Genomic DNA, 15,244 nt, shown 5'->3' on the forward strand with positions numbered 1-15,244 from the left:
TGGCCCGGAAGGTCAACCAAAAGTGTCCACCAGACCAGCCCCGCCCCCTACCGCCAGGGGGTGAGGGCCTGCTCCAAACGTGCCAGCGTCCAGTCCAGCAGCACCGCCAGCAAGGCCACCGCCGCCGCCCCCTGCACCACATAGGCCAGGTTGCTCACAGCCAGCCCGGCGATGATCGGTACCCCCAGGCCTCCCCCGCCCACCAGCGGGGCCACGGTGGCAGTAGCCAGAATCAGCACCAGGCTGGTACGAATGCCTGCCAGTATCACCGGCAAAGCCAGCGGCAACTCCACCCGCCAGAGCATCTGCCAGCGGGCATACCCCATGCCCTTCGCGGCATCCAGCACATCGTGGGGCAGTGAAGTGAGCCCTTCTAGACCATTGCGCACTACGGGCAGCAGGCCATACAAGAACAATGCCAGCACCGCTCCAGAAGAGCCAAAGCCAAAAAACGGCAGGGCCAGCACCAGCACCGCCACCGGGGGGAAGGTCTGCCCCACGGCCACCAGGTTCTCGAGCAAGGGGCGGAAGGCCGCCCCCGCGGGCCGGGTAACCAGCACCACCAGCGGCAAACCCACCAGTACCACCAGCGCACCCGCGCCAAAGGTGATGGCCAGGTGCTGCAAAGTGAGGTTCAGCAGGGTCTCGCGCTCGAAAAGGGGGCCCTGGGCACTGGGAAATAGAAGGGAAAAAAGAACCTTCCAGATAGATTGCTGGGCCAATAAGAAAAGTACCAGCCCCCACCCCAACAAAGGGAGCCAGAGCGGGTGGGCCGGTTTGCGGAGGACTCTGCGAACTATGCTTCCTCCTCCGAGACCGCAGCCAGCAGGGTCTCTAGCCGCACCAGACCGACCAGCCTGCCCGTTGCGTCGCTCACCCCCAGGGTGCGAAGGCCGCTCGCAAGCAGGGTCGCAAACGCTTCACGGGCACTGGCCGAATGAGGAATGGATACCGATGGACGGTGCGAGTCCAGCGGCTCAATCAGCCCATCTAAAGGAATTCGCGAAAGGCGCAAAAGGGTGCGCGAGGGCCCCAGAAAGCTCTGAACGAAGGAGGTTTTGGGACGCCGCAAAAGCACTTCGGGGGGGTCGTACTGTTCAATACGCCCCCCGTTCATCAAGCAGATGCGATCCGAGATTTTGACCGCTTCCTCGAGGTCATGGGTGACAAACAGCACGGTCTTTCTGAGTTCGCTTTGCAGCTTCAAAAACTCGTCCTGCAAGCGTTCGCGCGTGGGGGGGTCTACCGCACCAAAGGGCTCGTCCATTAGCAGCACCGGCGGGTCGGCGGCCAGGGCCCGGGCCAGGCCCACCCGCTGGGCCTGGCCACCCGAAAGCTCGCGCGGGTAGCGGCCTGCAAAGGTCTGGGGTTCCAGACCCACCAGGGCCAGCATCTCTTTGGCTCGAGCCTCGCGTTTTTCCTTTTTCCAGCCCAAAAGGCGCGGTACTACCATCACGTTCTCCAGCACACTCATATGCGGGAACAGCCCGATGCTCTGGATTACGTAGCCCATGCCCCGCCGGAGTTCCACCTCGTCCAGTCCGCGCACGTCCCGATTGTCCACAAACACCGTGCCCTCGGTCGGTTCAACCAGGCGGTTGACCGTGCGCAGCAGGGTGGTTTTGCCGCACCCCGACGGCCCCAGCAAGGTGACGAGTTGCCCCTGGGCGACCTCGAGGCTCACACCCCCCAGCGCCTCGAAGTCCCCGTAGCGCTTGACGACATTCTCAAAGCGGATCATAGGGTTGGGGCAGAGGGGTCAGGGATGAGGGGTTTTGGCCAGTTGGACAATCAGCGCCCGGAGCATCTTCTTTATTTGTGTACAAGATTGCATTAGTCGCCAGGTCTGCCCTTTCTCCATCAAGCCCAATCGCTCCGATAGTCCGATAGTAAGATATGCGCTTTCAGTTCGCATGACGAGCCATGGGCAATCCACAAAAATTGTACATACCCCTTTCTCGACCCACGCTCATGTCCTTCCGCTATGTTGGCCGGAATGGAAGCGCACGAGCGGTTGATCTGCAATGCCAAGCCACACAGTTCCTTCGTGGAGAACGACGCCGTCAAGTTGTAGCGCTGCACTGCCAAATCCATGCTTCGTTACCAAACTATCAGATCCTGGTAGGTCTTAATCAAAATCTGCATTCTTTCTAAACACTCCTTTTCCCATCAACTGTCGCCGCGCCCCTGACCCCTAACCTCTATATTCCCATCCTCCGCCTAAAGACCCCACCCACAAACCGCAGCACTGCGTCCACCAGCAGGGCCAGAAGGATAATCGGAATCGCCCCCAGCAGCACCATGTCGGGTGCGCCCCCTTCTACCCCGCGCAGGATGAAAAAACCCAGCCCTCCCGCGCCAATCAGGGCCGCGACGGTGGCGATGCCGATGGTCAGGGCAGCGGCACCACGCATACCCTCGAGCATCAACGGCAAGGCCAACGGCAGCTCGACCCGCCAGAAGAGCTGTGCCGGGCTCATACCCATGCCGCGTCCGGCGTCTTTGACTGCCTCGGGCACCCCGCGCAGGCCGGTATAGACGTTGAGCACCACCGGTAAGAGCGCATACAGGGTCAGGGCCAGCACAGCGGGGGCCGCCCCAATACCCCGAATCCCCGAGGCCTGCAGGGGGGCCTGGAAGGCAATCCGTAGCGGGTCGGGCCCCAGGAGGCTGTGGAGCCAGGCCCCCGCCATCACCAGGGCCAAAAGACCCAGCGGCAGCATGAGCAAAACCGCCAACCCCCCCGAAACCGCCCACAGCAAGCGAAAAGCAAACACCCCCACCACCAGCAGGGCCAGGGCGGTCTCGAGGCGCAGGGTTTGCGAAACCTGGGCCAGCAGCGGCAGGAGCAGGCCAAAAAGCGCCAGCGAGGGAATGGTCTGCAAAAACCCCATCACCCCCAGCACCCAGCCAAAGCGGGGGCTGCTGGCAGCCAGCACCCCAAGCGGCACCCCCACCCCAACGGCCAGCAGCACCGCGCTACCCGAGAGCGAAAGATGGCGCCATAGCTCGGTGGCAAACTGCTCACGCCAGGATCGCCACTCCACCACAGGCCCCAGTTGATCGAAGGCCCCAAGCCCAATCAGCAGCGCCAAGGCGAGCGGGGCCGTGAGCACCGCCCAGCCGCGCCCCTCGCGGTAGACTGCAAAGTAGCCCACATACAGCGCCAGCAGGGAGAGCCACAGGCCCCCCGCGGCAGAGACTCGAGCGCTCTCGGGCTGGTTGCTCAATAAATATGCTGCACCCTGTCCGACCAGCAAACCCCAGACCAGCAGGGCCATTCCCAGCAGCAACCCCCGCCAGAACCCCCGGACAAAGGCAATCAACAACCACAGCCCCAGCAACAGCAGGCCCCAGGAACCCGGCCAGCCCCACACGCCAACAGCTTCACCGGCGGCAATACGGCTTGCCTTAAGCTCGAGCCAGGGCAGCCCCAGGGCCACTAGCCCCAGCCCGACAGCCAGCAGGGCCACCGGGTGGGGGTTCAGGATTGTCCGCCGGGTCTCACCCTGAGCCCTGGGCCCTGGGCTCACCGCTCTCACCGGATAAAGTTCTTGGAGCGCAGGTAGGCCCGCGCCACCTCGGCGGGGTTTTTACCGTTCACCGCCACTTCCGCGTTGAGCTGGGAAAGCGCGGCTTCGCCCAGGCTGGCAAAGACCGGGTTAACTAGGGCGGCGAGTTCGGGAAAGCGGTCGAAAACGGCCTTGCGCACCGTGATGGCTGGCTGGTACACCGCCACCGCTCCCCTGGGGTCGGTCAGGGCCACCAGGCCCAGGGCCGCAATGCCGCCATCGGTGCCATAGGCCATGGCCGCATTCACCCCGCCCGTACCCCGGGCTGCCGCCTGCTGGGTCTGGGTGGTGTTGCCGCCGGGCAAGATTACCAGTTGCTCGGGCTTCATCTTGAAGCCGTAGACCTTCTCGAAGGCCTTGAGGGCATCGTCGCGGTCCACAAACTCCTGGCTGGCCGCCAGCCGCACCTGCGCCCCACCGTTCACCCAGCGGGCAAAGTCGGCCATGGTGCGGAGGTTATTTTGCTGGGCCAAAGCCTGCGGCACCGCAATGGCCCAGGTGTTGTTGGCCGGGGCCGGATTCAGCCAGACGATGTTGTTTTTGGCGTCGAGTTCTTTGGCCTTGGCAAAGCCTTTGGCCGCATCGCGGGTTACGGCCTGGGCGCTGGGATCATCCTTGAAAAACACCCCCAGGGCCGTACCGGTGTACTCGGGGTAGAGGTCTATCTCGCCGGAAAGCAGGGCCTTGCGCACCACATCGGTGGTGCCGGTGCTGCAACGGTCGTTCACCCGGAAGCCGTTGGCCTCGAGTAAAATCTTGACCATCTGACACAGCACTGCACCCTCGGTATCAATCTTGGAGCCCACCGTAACAGGGCCTTTCTGTGCCAGGGCCAGGCCCAGAAGCAGCGAAAGCAGGAAAGCCAATACATTCTTCATACCTCTCTCCTTTCCACAACGCCCTACGTTGCAACCATAACACACCCTGCAAGGCATTGTGTTCGCTGGCTTACCTAGCCCATGCTCAGCAGAACCGGTTCAAATGGGCAGCAAACGCACGGTAGCCAGGCGGCCCTTGCAGTAAAAACTAAGCATGTCAGGGTTGCCTGCCATGCGGGCCATGGTGCTGGAAACGGTGCATCAACCGTTGCGGCAGCAGCAACTAGCGGTACCCCAACCCCTGGGCCGCCAGATCCTGCTCCGGGTGCGGGCCTGTGGGGTCTGCCGCACCGATTTGCACATCTACGAGGGCGACCTGAAGGAACCCAAGTTACCGTTGGTACTGGGCCACGAGGTGGTGGGCGAGGTGGTAGCGCTGGGGCCACAGGCACAGCGCTTCCGAGTAGGCCAGCGGGTGGGGGTGCCCTGGCTGGGCTCTACCTGCGGCACGTGCCGCTACTGCCGGCGGGGCCAGGAAAACCTGTGCGAACAGGCCCGCTTCACCGGCTACACCCTGGACGGGGGTTACGCCGAATACACCCTGGCCCACGAGGACTACTGCTTCGCGCTGCCCGAGGGATATGGCGACCTCGAGGCTGCCCCCTTGCTTTGTGCGGGTCTGATTGGCTACCGGGCCTACCGGCTGGCCGGCGAGGGGGTCGAACGGCTCGGCCTTTATGGCTTTGGCGCGTCAGCCCACCTGCTTGCCCAAGTTGCTGTCTTCCAGGGAAAAGAGGTGTATGCCTTTACCCGACCCGGCGACACGGCGGCTCAGCAACTGGCGTTGCGATTGGGGGCGGTCTGGGCGGGAGGCTCCGACCAGCTTCCGCCCAAGCTCCTGGACGCAGCCCTGATTTTCGCCCCGGTAGGGGCCCTGGTGCCCCAGGCCCTGCGGGCTACCACCCGGGGCGGGGTGGTGGTGTGTGGGGGCATCCACATGAGCGAGATTCCCGCCTTTCCGTACAGCCTGCTCTGGGAAGAACGCGTGGTGCGCTCGGTGGCTAACCTCACCCGCCAGGATGGCGAGGCGTTCCTGGCTTTAGCCCAGGCCGCCGGGGTGCGGCCAGAGGTGATGCCTTTTGCCCTGGAGGAAGCCAACCAGGCCCTGATGGCCTTGAAAGAGGGGCGGGTGCACGGTGCGGCGGTGCTCCAGGTTAGCGCGGGGTGAAGAAGAAGGCAAAGCCCAGCAGGGCATAAACCCCCAGCAACAGCACCCCTTCCAGCCAGTGGCTTTCCCCATCGCGCACGACTGCGTTGGTCGCCAGAATCGAGGCCGCCAGGGCGGCAAGTTCCAGGGGGTTCTGAAACACCAGATCCATCGGGCGGCCCGCAAAATAGCCCACGATCACCAGAATGGGCGCGACCAGCAGGGCAATCTGCAAAGAAGAACCCACGGCAATCTGTACGGCCAGGTCCATCTTGTTTTTCATGGCGAATACCACCGCCGCGAAATGCTCGGCGGCATTGCCCACCAGCGGAATCAGGATGATGCCCACAAAAAACTCCGAGAGGCCCAGCACCTTGGTGGCCTCTTCCAGGCTGCCCACCAGAAACTCGGCCATTACCGCCACCCCCACCGTGGCGGCGGCCAGCACCCCCACCGCGGTGGCCACACTCCAGCTGGCCTCGTGGTGCCCCTCATCGGAAAGGCCCGAGACCAGGTCTTTGTGGGTGCGCAGGGAAAAATAGATGTTGGACAGGTAAATCAGAATCAGCACCCCTGCCGTGGCCAGGCTGAACATCTGGTCGGGCAGGGCGGGATTTGGCACCTTGAAAAAGTTGCGCTCGGCGATGTCGAAAAAGGCCGGCAGCATGAAGGCAATCAGGGTGAGGGTCAGGAGTGAGGCCATCAGGCCCGCGGCCTGGGCATTGAAGCGCTGGGTGCTGTAGCGCAGGCCACCCATGAATATGGAAAGCCCCAGCACCAGAAGCAGGTTGGACAGAATGGAGCCGGTGATGCTGGCCTTCACCACCTCGATCTTGCCAGCCAGCAGGGCCACCAGCGCAATGATGAGCTCGGCGGCATTCCCAAAGGTGGCGTTGAGCAAGCCCCCTACGGTGCTACCTGCGCGGGCCGCCAGTTCCTCGGTTGCGCGGCCCATGAAACCCGCCAGCGGCAGCAGGGCCAGGGCCGAAACCAGGAATATCCACACCGCCGGGGCATGTAGCACTTCCAGCGCAATCGCCAAGGGCACAAAACCCAGCAAAATATAGTTCCACATGGTCTATCCCCCCAGCCACTTCTCCATAAAAATAAGCTCATCGCGGCGGTAACCCAGCCGCTCGAAAAAATCCTGTGCCCCACTGTAGGAAGGCTCCACCAGCAGGTTCAGCTTCTGGCAACCCTTGGCCCGAAGGCGGGCCTCGAGCTCCTCCATCATCCGCTTGCCCCAGCCCTGCCCCTGCCCAAAGGGGTGGATGGCCATGTGGTACAGCCAGCCCCGGCGTCCGTCGTAGCCTGCGAGCAAGGCCCCCAGAATCTGGCCGTCTTCCTCCACCACCAAAAACAGGTCGGGGTCGCGCTCGAGCTTCTTCTGCAAGCCCTCAAAGCTATCCGAGGGGTTGAGCTCCAGGCCCGCGTCTTGCCAGAGGGCCATCACGCTGGAGTAGTCGGCCATGCGAAACTCACGGATGGGCATGATGCCATTAGCCTAGCGCATAGCCCTGTCTAAACGAAAGGGTAACCAGGATTTCCGGTAAGTTCTTATACCAGATTCGGTTAGTTCGTCACCATTCGGTGACGAACTAACCCGACCGAAGGGAGTGCTCTAGGATTCAAAAAGACAGCCTCTGGTGTTTTTGGTTTTGTAAACTGTCTTTTTGAATCCGATATTACGGCTTTTGGGGGAAAAACGCCTGGGCCATCTGGGCCATAGGGGCTAGCTCATGGTGCTGCTCGGCCATCACTCGGACAGCGGTACTCAGACTTTGGCCCTTGGCTTCGGCCTCGTGGGCCCGCTGGCTCCACTGCTGCCACTGCTGCTCGGCCTGGCGGGCGCGCAGCTCGGCGCTCTCGGCCCGCTGGCGGTGCACCTCCCGCCCAAAAAAATACCCCGCCGCCGCAAAAGCAATGGCCTCCACCCCGGCAAAAAGGTAGAGGGCACGGTTCCAGGTGGTCTCGCTCGAGTCCAGCAGGCTCAACATGTACACCACCAAAACCGCAAACCCCACCAACACCGCCGCCCCTATCCAGAGGGTGGCCCGCTCCCTAACCTGGGTCGGTTTGTCTTCGGTCATAAATCCTCCCATTTGCTCCAAAATCGCCGCGCTAACCGCCTACCGTGCAGTGGATGCAGGAACTATGCGTTGGGGGCATTGCGCCAAATGCTAAGGGGTCTGGTAACCAGGAACTCGGCATGCACCACTGTCTCTTCAAATGAGCCGCACATCGCATTTTTGGGCAATCAACGTGCTTCAAAACGTACCACAAAACAAGTTACCGCTGCACTAAGTAAGCTGGCCTGAGGTTCAAGTACCTACAACCAAAAGATTCCGAAAGGGCCTGCAACAATAGGTACTCTGCTGTTGGGCTATGATCTATCAGCTATGTGGCATCAACGCTCTAGGGTTTGAACACCACTTTGATGCCCCGCCGGGTTGCTGCGGCCTTGATGGCCTCGGGCCAGGCTTCCAGGCCGAACCGGTGGGTCACCATGGCCTCGATGCCGTTTAGCTCGGGCAGCAGCTTGACGGTCTGGGCAAAGTCGTCCCAGCTATAGGCATAGCTGCCCAGAAGCCCGATCTCGCGGAACCAGTAGGGCGAAAAATCGTGGAGGGCCGTGGCCGGGGCGCCCAGCAGCAAGACCCGCCCCCCTTCGCGCACCGCCCAACTGGCCTGCTGCAAACCTCCGGGAGAACCGGAAGCCTCCACCACCCCCTCGAAGCCACCCCGCCAGGAGATCGCCCCCAGGATGCCCCGGTAGCGCCGGGCTCCCACGGCTTGCTGGGCGGCTTGGGTGGAGGGGAATATCTGGTTGGCGCCCAACAGTTGGGCCAGTTCGGCCTGGCGGGGGTGGCGGGCTACGGCATACAGAGGCCCCTCAAAGCCCAGCACCCGCAGCATTTTGACGGTCAAGAGCCCAATGGTTCCCGCCCCGATGACCAGCATCTGCTCAGGCCAGTTCATGCTGTCGGCAGATGGGTACGAACCTTCCGGGCTTGGCCGGAGATCCGTCGGTGGCCTGCCCTTCCCCCAGGCTTGCCGCAGCCCATGCAAGACCACTGCCGCCGGTTCGGTCAGCACGGCACGTTCGTCGGGCACCTGCTCGTTTATGGGAAAAATGCGCTCGCGGTGGGCCACCATGCGCTGGGCCCAGCCACCGCCCAGGCTATTGCAAAAACCAATCATGCCGGGCCCCAGGTTGCCTTCGGCCACGTTAAAGCACAGGTGATCGTCGCCCCTGGCGCAGGCCGGGCAGTCCGGTAGGCCGCGCTCGAGGCAGGCCAGTACTGGATTGACCACCACCCGTACCCCCCCCAGTTCAGCCAGAATTTCGTGCCCCAGCACCGCCGGAAAGGAGAACATCCCCGAGAGGGTGGGGGCTTGTTTGCCATAGAGCAGGGCCAGGTCACTCCCGCAGATGCCCGCAAGCCGCACCTTCAAACGCTCGAAGCCCGGAGGACGTTCGGGCTCGGGCAGGGTGGTTAGTTGAAGGGACAACGCCCTGGTGGGATAGCGCTTGCCCAGCAACTTAGCAGCCACGTAACGCGGTATGGAAGGGGTAAAAAGCAAACCGCGCATGAGTACCTGGGCACCTGCACTCTGGCGGGTCAGGCTTTGGGCGGGGGCCGTTAACGTGGTTTGCATTTCCCCCTATTCTGCCCCTAAATGTGGCCTGGGAAAAGATCACCGCAGCACCGTTTGCAGGTTCTGCATCACCCTCCGGGTAGCGGGCGATTTGTTGAGGGTATAAAGGTGAATGCCCGGAACCCCCGCTGCCAGCAGTTCCTGGGCCTGGCGGGTGGTATGTTCGACCCCAATTTCCAGCACTTCCTCGGGGGACTGGGCTTTCTCCAACCTGGAGAGCAACGGCCCCGGGATGCTGGCCCCACACATGTCCATAAAGCGGCGAATCTGGGCCAGATCGGTGATGGGCATCAGGCCGGGTATGATCGGAACGGTAATCCCCATGCGGCGGGCCCGCTCGACAAAGCCAAAGTACAGCGCATTGTTGAAAAAGAGTTGGGTGACCACAAAGTCGAGTCCGGCCTCCACTTTGCGCTTGAGGTTTTGCAGGTCGGCCTCGAGGCTTACCGCCTCCGGATGCCCCTCGGGGTAACCCCCGCCGGCCACCGCGAAGGTGTCGCCAAACTCGGCCCGGATGAGCGCAATTAACTCTGAGGCATAGCGAAACCCCCCGGCCACCGGCTGGAACACCCGCACTCCCTTGGGGGGATCGCCCCGCAAAGCCATGATGTTCTGCACCCCCACCCGGGCATACGCATGCAACACCTCCAGCAGTTCTTGGCGGGTACTGCCCACGCAGGTCAGGTGGGCCATGGCCACCAGGCCCACCTCGTTCTGGATACGGGCCGCCCATTCGGCGGTTTTGCTGCGCTCGCTGCCCCCGGCCCCGTAGGTGATGGAGACAAAGCCGGGCTCGAGAGGCTTTAGCTCGTGCAGGGCACGAAACAGTGCAACCTCGCCCTGGGGGGTTTTGGGTGGAAAAAACTCAAAGGAAAAGACAGGCCGGGCACTTTGTAAAAGGGTGCTAATCTTCATGGGCCACCCCCTCCACCGCCCGCAGACCTTCTTCAAGCATCTGCTGAATGTCCTGGGGACTCTCGAGCCCCACCGAAAGACGGATCATCTCCGGCCCTACCCCGGCAGCCCGGCGGGCCGGTTCGGGAATGCGGGCGTGGGTGGTGCTCCAGGGATGCACGGCCAGGGTGCGGACATCACCCACGTTGGGGGCCTGGAGGATTCTCAACTGGGCCAAAAAGCGGCTGGCCCCCTCAAGCCCACCCCGAATCCCAAAGGTCAGGATGCTGCCAAAAACCCCGCGCAGATACCGGGTAGCCCGAGCATGGGCTGGGTCTGGGGCCAGGCCCGGGTAGCGCACCCAGGCCACCTGCGGCTGGGACTGGAGCCAGCCCGCCAGGGCCAGAGCGGTCTGGCTGGCGCGCTCAACCCGCAACTCCAGGGTCTCCAGGCCCTGAAACAACAGGTAAGCATTGAAGGGCGAGAGTACCATACCGCCCAGCGACAACCCCAGTTGGCGCACCCGCTCCAAGAAACATCGCGCCCCATGCTGTTCCCAGGGGATTCTGCCCTGGGCATCGGGGCTGGTGAACTGGGTATAGCGCTGCCAGAGCGGGGTTTCCCGCGACAGCACCGCTCCTCCCAGAATGGAGCCATGCCCGCTGGCCCACTTGGTCAGGCTATGCACCACCACATGCGCCCCGTGCTCGAGCGGGCGGGCCAGCGCCCCCACCGCGCCAAAGGTATTGTCCACCACCAGGGCCACTTGCCGTTTATCGCAGAGCCGGGCCAGCCCCTCCAGGTCTGGGAGCCTGAGCGAGGGGTTCCCCAGCACTTCTACAAACACGGCGCTGGTTTTCTCACTCAGGGCGCTTTCTACCGCTGCCGCCTCGGGCTCCACAAAATGAACCCGAACCCCCATCAGGCCCAGCACCTGGTTCAAAAGACCCACCGTCCCCCCAAACAAACCAGGACTGGCCACGATTTCATCACCCGAACGCACCAGGGCCAGCAAGGCAGCAAAGCTGGCTGCCTGGCCCGAAGCCAGGCACACCGCACCTAAGGCTGCCTCCAGGGCTGTTAAGCGGGCCTCGAGGGCCGCTACTGTAGGGTTTTGGATACGGGTGTAGGTGTAGCCCTGGTTGGTAGCAAACTTGTGAGCGCCGTCCTCCAGGTCTGCGAAGCCATAAGCAGCCGTGGCGTATATCGGCACGCCCACCGCGTTGTAGGGGTCTTGTTCGGGAAGCCCACTCAAAACAGCCAGACTGGAAAAGTCCACATACCCTCCTTCAGTTCTGCTCGAAGAAGGGCCTTTGTCCCTTCTTCCATCTTTCCCCTGAAGGCCTTTGCTGTGCCTAGCGACCTAGGGGGCGGATTTGGCACCAAGCGCGGGGGTTTCTCGGTAATGGGCGATTGTCCCCCGCAGGTTGCCGCAGCTTCGTCGGGCCGTTCCCTCCACTGCTCTGGATAGAAGAACTGCTTACCCTGGCCGGGTAAGGTTCTATGCAATGGTATGGGCTGGGAGAATCAGCGTCAAGCGACCTCGAGGCTCATGTTTCTGCCTCCGGTACACAGCAAGTCCTGCCCCCACACTTCACTTTTTTGCCCAGGGGGTTCTTGAAGCCCTAGATATAGCCCACCCGCCGGAGTTCTTCTTCCACGGCTGCCAGCACCTTCGGGTAGGCTTCGTCCAGGGTCAGCCCCCGCAAGGTAGCCCCCGCCGCAGGCACATGGCCGCCCCCACCCAGCTTAACCGCCACTGCCTGGGCCGAAACACCACCGCGGCTGCGGATGCTGAGCTTCACGCCCTCTTCCCGCTCGCGCAAAAAAACCGCGATCTGGCTGCCCTCCGCGTAGCGGATGATACCCACAAAATCGTCGGAGTCCTCTACGCTGACCTCGGAGGGCATATGAGCCGTCACCAGCAGGCCCCCAAAGTGAAACCCCACCGTGGAAAGCACCGCCCCCATGGCCTTGAAGTAGCCCACCGGTCGCCACTGCAAGCGGTCGGTAAGTTCGGCCAGTTTCACGCCGTGCCCCACCAGCTCGGCAGCAGTGTGGAGTACCTCGGGGGTGGTGTTGGCAAAACGAAAGTTGCCGGTATCGGTAATCAAGCCGGTCAGCACCGGTGTGGCCATCTCGGCAGTCCAGCCTACCCCCAGCGCATCTATCAGGTCTTTGACAATCTGGGCCGTGGCCGCTTTAGAAGGATCCACCACCGAAAGGTAGCCGAAGCGCGGGTTGGTGCCGTGGTGGTCAATGTTGATAACAAACCCCTCTACCGGTGCCCCCGCTACCCGGCCCGGTTCGGCGGCATCCAGCACCACCAGGGTGGCCCCTTCCGGTACCTGAGCGATGGGCTCGCTGTACTCGTCTTCTTTGACCAAGAAGCGCAGAAAACGCGGAGGGTCGGCAATCCAGGTCACTTTTTTGTCCATGGCCTTGAGGGCCCGGGCCAGCCCCAACGAAGAACCAATGGCATCGCCGTCGGGATCCACATGCGAAACAATAATGATAGGACCCTCGAGCTCCCGCAGCGTGTCGGCCACGGTGCGAACCTTCTCCCAGTAGCGCGGCTCGGGGCCGTTATGCAGAGCATCCATAGCTCTTCAACTATACCGGCTGGCTCTATAGCCGGATGAGTTTTCCATGCATTACGGCGCACGGCAAACAAACCGACTGGATCCAGGCCGTTGCAAGCCCCAAGGGCCCTCACAGGCTATAATCCCGGTTGGACTTATGGAACGGCTCATCCCCCCCACCCCGTCTCTAAAAGGCACCCTTCGCGTTCCAGGCGATAAATCGGTCACCCACCGTGGGCTGATGCTGGGCGCGCTGGCCCAGGGCGAAAGCACCCTCTACTACCCCCTCAAGGCCGGTGATACCCTCTCGACCGCCCAGGTCATGCGCCAGCTCGGAGCCGAGATTACCGAACGGGGCGAGCATTTTCACATCAAAGGGGCAGGCCTTCGGCTCCAGGAACCCACCGATGTACTCGACTGCGGCAACGCCGGAACCCTGATGCGGCTGGTGGCCGGGCTGCTCTCGGGGCAGGAAATCTTCACGGTGCTCACCGGCGATGCCTCGCTGCGGCGGCGGCCCATGGGCCGGGTCACCACCCCTCTGCGGCAGATGGGAGCTCGGATCGAGGGGCGTGAGGGCGGCAAGCTGGCGCCTCTGGCCATACGCGGCGGCGGCCTGCGCGGCATTCACTACGAGCTGCCGGTAGCCAGCGCGCAGGTCAAAAGTGCGGTCTTGTTGGCAGGTTTGTTTGCGGAAGAAGATACCGAGGTAGCCGAGCCCGCCCCCACCCGCGACCACACCGAGCGGGTCTTCCGGCACTATGGCCTGCCCATCGAACTCGAGGGCAACCTCATCCGCACCCGCCGGGCCGAGCCATTCGCCGCCAGAGACCTTATTGTTCCGGGCGATTTCAGCAGCGCGGCCTTTTTCATCGTAGCGGCCCTCATCACCCCCGAATCTGACATAACCCTCGAGGGCGTGGGCCTGAACCCCACCCGCACCGGGCTGCTTACGGTGCTCAAGGAGATGGGCGCCGACCTGAGCTGGGAGGTGACCGAGGGGCAAGACGGTGAGCCGGTGGGCGCTATTCGGGCCCGGTCGTCCAGGCTCAAAGGGGTCTCGGTAGACCCCAAGCTGATCCCGCTGATGGTGGACGAGGTGCCGGTGCTGGCGGCGGCAGCGGCCTGGGCCGAGGGCGAAACCTATATTCCTAACCTGGAGGAGCTCCGGGTCAAGGAGTCCGACCGTGTAGCGGCCATCGCCCACAACCTGCAAAACCTGGGTGCGCCGGTCGAGATGGGCCCCGACTGGCTCAAGATTCGCGGTGGTAGCGTGCAAAGCGGTGTGGTGGAACCTTTCCATGACCACCGCATCGCCATGGCCTTTGCGGTCTGCGGCCTGCCCAAAGGTGTAACCGTGCAGGATGCCGAGTGGGCCAGCATCAGCTTTCCGAGTTTCTGGGAAGCGTTAGAACGACTGACCGGTAGGGTTTAGTGCAGTCCGGCCCCGGGCGTCTGAGCCAATGTTGAAATGTACGAGCAAACTCGAGTAAGGCAATCTCAGACTCGTATGTGCCCTGATCTCTGGCTTTCCGACCTGCGACGTGGAACCCGAGACATGGGGCAACATACAGGCCTCTTTGCAAAAGTGTTCTGGTACTTCACCTAGCGTATGCACGACATCATCACCATAGACGGCCCCTCCGCCTCGGGCAAAACCAGCGTGGCCAAGCTGGTCGCCCAGCGCCTGGGCATTCCCTACATCTCCAGCGGCCTTCTGTACCGGGCGGTGGCCCTGATGTGTTTGCTCGAGAACGTCTCGGCCGAGGAAATTGAGGGGCGGCTGGAGAAGTACCGCCTCGAGCTCAGACCCACCTCCACCCAAAACCTGGTTTATCTGGACGGCCACGAGGTCAGCGAGGCTTTGCACAGCCTCGAGGTAGACCAGATTGTTTCCGCTGTAGCTGTGCGACCTGCCATAAGGGAGTACGTTAACAATGTGCTACGCAAAATTCCGCCCCCGTTCGTGGTAGACGGACGCGATATGGGCAGCACGGTTTTTCCCCAGGCCCGCTACAAGTTCTACCTGACCGCCAGCCCCGAAGTGCGGGCTAAGCGCCGCGTGCCCGAGCGCGACGCCGCCTACGAAACGGTGCTGGCCGAAATTATCCGACGTGACCAGGCCGACCAGAAACAGAGCGCTCCCGCCCGGGATGCCATCATCCTAGACACCAGCCACCTCGACCTCGATGGGGTAGTGCGGGCTGTGCTAAAGCACCTAGCCCCACCGAGCTAGAGCGATCTGCACAAAGATCGAGTCTCCCCTGCATTATCGCGCCCTTCACAGACCTTGCTGCCCATGTGAGCACGTGGCCCCTCTGCTCGCCCACAGGCTGGGCCGGTCTGGGTCATACCAAATCCTCATGAACCCCTTGCCTTCTCTCCGTTGGGAGAAGGTGGCGACACCCCGACCGCGCCATTTACAAACAGCAATAGGAACAAGATTGACTGCACCTGGGGTGTCGCCGGTTGAGGGAGCTTGGGACGATCCTCAAAGCCAACTGTCTAAGT

15 protein-coding genes and 1 riboswitch are annotated in these 15,244 nt (G+C 62.7%); of the genes, 3 read left to right on the plus strand and 12 right to left on the minus strand.

Translation table 11 applies throughout. The features are described 5' to 3' along the window. Window positions 1-47: 47 nt before the first annotated feature. From Q0X23_RS04115 to Q0X23_RS04130, 5 genes are all read right to left on the minus strand, one after another. Window positions 48-722, minus strand: a complete 675-nt coding sequence (locus Q0X23_RS04115; protein ID WP_297859111.1) for an ABC transporter permease — start codon at window positions 720-722, stop codon at window positions 48-50. A gap of 74 nt (window positions 723-796) precedes the next feature. Continuing rightward, a complete protein-coding gene (locus Q0X23_RS04120) occupies window positions 797-1,741 on the minus strand; it encodes an ABC transporter ATP-binding protein (protein ID WP_297859112.1) in 945 nt (314 codons plus the stop codon). Window positions 1,742-1,860: 119 nt separating this feature from the next. Continuing rightward, window positions 1,861-2,094 carry a four helix bundle protein gene (locus tag Q0X23_RS16140; RefSeq protein WP_374707442.1) on the minus strand — a complete coding sequence of 78 codons (234 nt, stop codon included), beginning with the start codon at window positions 2,092-2,094 and terminating at the stop codon, window positions 1,861-1,863. Window positions 2,095-2,201: 107 nt separating this feature from the next. Then, a complete protein-coding gene (locus tag Q0X23_RS04125; protein WP_297859113.1) occupies window positions 2,202-3,542 on the minus strand; it encodes an ABC transporter permease in 1,341 nt (446 codons plus the stop codon). Beyond that, the gene (locus Q0X23_RS04130) at window positions 3,539-4,450 is read right to left on the minus strand and encodes an ABC transporter substrate-binding protein (protein ID WP_297859114.1); all 912 of its coding nucleotides are present in this window, start codon (window positions 4,448-4,450) and stop codon (window positions 3,539-3,541) included. The genes Q0X23_RS04125 and Q0X23_RS04130 overlap by 4 nt, the downstream gene beginning before the upstream one ends. Before the next feature lie 154 nt (window positions 4,451-4,604). On the opposite strand from Q0X23_RS04130, the gene Q0X23_RS04135 reads away from it, so the two are divergent. Continuing rightward, window positions 4,605-5,618 carry a zinc-dependent alcohol dehydrogenase family protein gene (locus Q0X23_RS04135; protein ID WP_297859115.1) on the plus strand — a complete coding sequence of 338 codons (1,014 nt, stop codon included), beginning with the start codon at window positions 4,605-4,607 and terminating at the stop codon, window positions 5,616-5,618. Here Q0X23_RS04135 and cax read toward each other — a convergent pair. The 7 genes from cax to Q0X23_RS04170 form a co-directional block, all read right to left on the minus strand. Further along, entirely contained in the window at window positions 5,605-6,672 is a 1,068-nt protein-coding gene (gene cax / locus Q0X23_RS04140) for a calcium/proton exchanger (RefSeq protein WP_297859116.1), read from the minus strand. The genes Q0X23_RS04135 and cax overlap by 14 nt on opposite strands. A gap of 3 nt (window positions 6,673-6,675) precedes the next feature. Then, complete coding sequence (locus Q0X23_RS04145; RefSeq protein ID WP_297859117.1) at window positions 6,676-7,089, minus strand: GNAT family acetyltransferase; 414 nt, start codon at window positions 7,087-7,089, stop codon at window positions 6,676-6,678. Window positions 7,090-7,282: 193 nt separating this feature from the next. Next, on the minus strand, window positions 7,283-7,687 hold the full coding sequence (locus Q0X23_RS04150) for a hypothetical protein (RefSeq protein ID WP_297859118.1): 405 nt from the start codon (window positions 7,685-7,687) through the stop codon (window positions 7,283-7,285). 325 nt (window positions 7,688-8,012) lie between these two features. Continuing rightward, window positions 8,013-9,191, minus strand: coding sequence for a zinc-binding dehydrogenase (locus tag Q0X23_RS04155; RefSeq protein ID WP_297861162.1), 1,179 nt, complete (start codon window positions 9,189-9,191; stop codon window positions 8,013-8,015). Window positions 9,192-9,296: 105 nt separating this feature from the next. Continuing rightward, window positions 9,297-10,172, minus strand: a complete 876-nt coding sequence (metF, locus tag Q0X23_RS04160) for a methylenetetrahydrofolate reductase [NAD(P)H] (RefSeq protein WP_297859119.1) — start codon at window positions 10,170-10,172, stop codon at window positions 9,297-9,299. Beyond that, window positions 10,162-11,430: an O-acetylhomoserine aminocarboxypropyltransferase/cysteine synthase family protein gene (locus Q0X23_RS04165; RefSeq protein WP_297859120.1), complete on the minus strand. Its 1,269-nt coding sequence runs from the start codon at window positions 11,428-11,430 to the stop codon at window positions 10,162-10,164. The genes metF and Q0X23_RS04165 overlap by 11 nt, the downstream gene beginning before the upstream one ends. 43 nt (window positions 11,431-11,473) lie before the next feature. Then, window positions 11,474-11,625, minus strand: a riboswitch (SAM riboswitch). 151 nt (window positions 11,626-11,776) lie between these two features. Further along, window positions 11,777-12,754, minus strand: coding sequence for a bifunctional oligoribonuclease/PAP phosphatase NrnA (locus tag Q0X23_RS04170; RefSeq protein ID WP_297859121.1), 978 nt, complete (start codon window positions 12,752-12,754; stop codon window positions 11,777-11,779). 136 nt (window positions 12,755-12,890) lie between these two features. On the opposite strand from Q0X23_RS04170, the gene aroA reads away from it, so the two are divergent. Both aroA and cmk read left to right on the plus strand, forming a co-directional pair. After that, complete coding sequence (gene aroA / locus Q0X23_RS04175) at window positions 12,891-14,168, plus strand: 3-phosphoshikimate 1-carboxyvinyltransferase (protein WP_297859122.1); 1,278 nt, start codon at window positions 12,891-12,893, stop codon at window positions 14,166-14,168. Window positions 14,169-14,345: 177 nt separating this feature from the next. Then, the gene (gene cmk, locus Q0X23_RS04180; protein WP_297859123.1) at window positions 14,346-14,969 is read left to right on the plus strand and encodes a (d)CMP kinase; all 624 of its coding nucleotides are present in this window, start codon (window positions 14,346-14,348) and stop codon (window positions 14,967-14,969) included. The last annotated feature ends 275 nt before the right edge of the window (window positions 14,970-15,244 follow it).

It is taken from the genome of Meiothermus sp. (assembly GCF_026004115.1).
Lineage (GTDB): Bacteria > Deinococcota > Deinococci > Deinococcales > Thermaceae > Meiothermus.

Excerpts from the sequence above, each read along its gene's own strand:
- Q0X23_RS04135 (WP_297859115.1), top strand. The coding sequence starts at position 4,605 with ATGTCAGGGTTGCCTGCCATGCGGGCCATGGTGCTGGAAACGGTGCAT.
- cax (WP_297859116.1), bottom strand. The coding sequence starts at position 6,672 with ATGTGGAACTATATTTTGCTGGGTTTTGTGCCCTTGGCGATTGCGCTG.
- metF (WP_297859119.1), bottom strand. The coding sequence starts at position 10,172 with ATGAAGATTAGCACCCTTTTACAAAGTGCCCGGCCTGTCTTTTCCTTT.
- Q0X23_RS04120 (WP_297859112.1), bottom strand. The coding sequence starts at position 1,741 with ATGATCCGCTTTGAGAATGTCGTCAAGCGCTACGGGGACTTCGAGGCG.
- Q0X23_RS04130 (WP_297859114.1), bottom strand. The coding sequence starts at position 4,450 with ATGAAGAATGTATTGGCTTTCCTGCTTTCGCTGCTTCTGGGCCTGGCC.
- Q0X23_RS04155 (WP_297861162.1), bottom strand. The coding sequence starts at position 9,191 with ATGCGCGGTTTGCTTTTTACCCCTTCCATACCGCGTTACGTGGCTGCT.
- Q0X23_RS04150 (WP_297859118.1), bottom strand. The coding sequence starts at position 7,687 with ATGACCGAAGACAAACCGACCCAGGTTAGGGAGCGGGCCACCCTCTGG.
- Q0X23_RS04170 (WP_297859121.1), bottom strand. The coding sequence starts at position 12,754 with ATGGATGCTCTGCATAACGGCCCCGAGCCGCGCTACTGGGAGAAGGTT.
- Q0X23_RS04145 (WP_297859117.1), bottom strand. The coding sequence starts at position 7,089 with ATGCCCATCCGTGAGTTTCGCATGGCCGACTACTCCAGCGTGATGGCC.
- aroA (WP_297859122.1), top strand. The coding sequence starts at position 12,891 with ATGGAACGGCTCATCCCCCCCACCCCGTCTCTAAAAGGCACCCTTCGC.
- Q0X23_RS16140 (WP_374707442.1), bottom strand. The coding sequence starts at position 2,094 with ATGGATTTGGCAGTGCAGCGCTACAACTTGACGGCGTCGTTCTCCACG.
- cmk (WP_297859123.1), top strand. The coding sequence starts at position 14,346 with ATGCACGACATCATCACCATAGACGGCCCCTCCGCCTCGGGCAAAACC.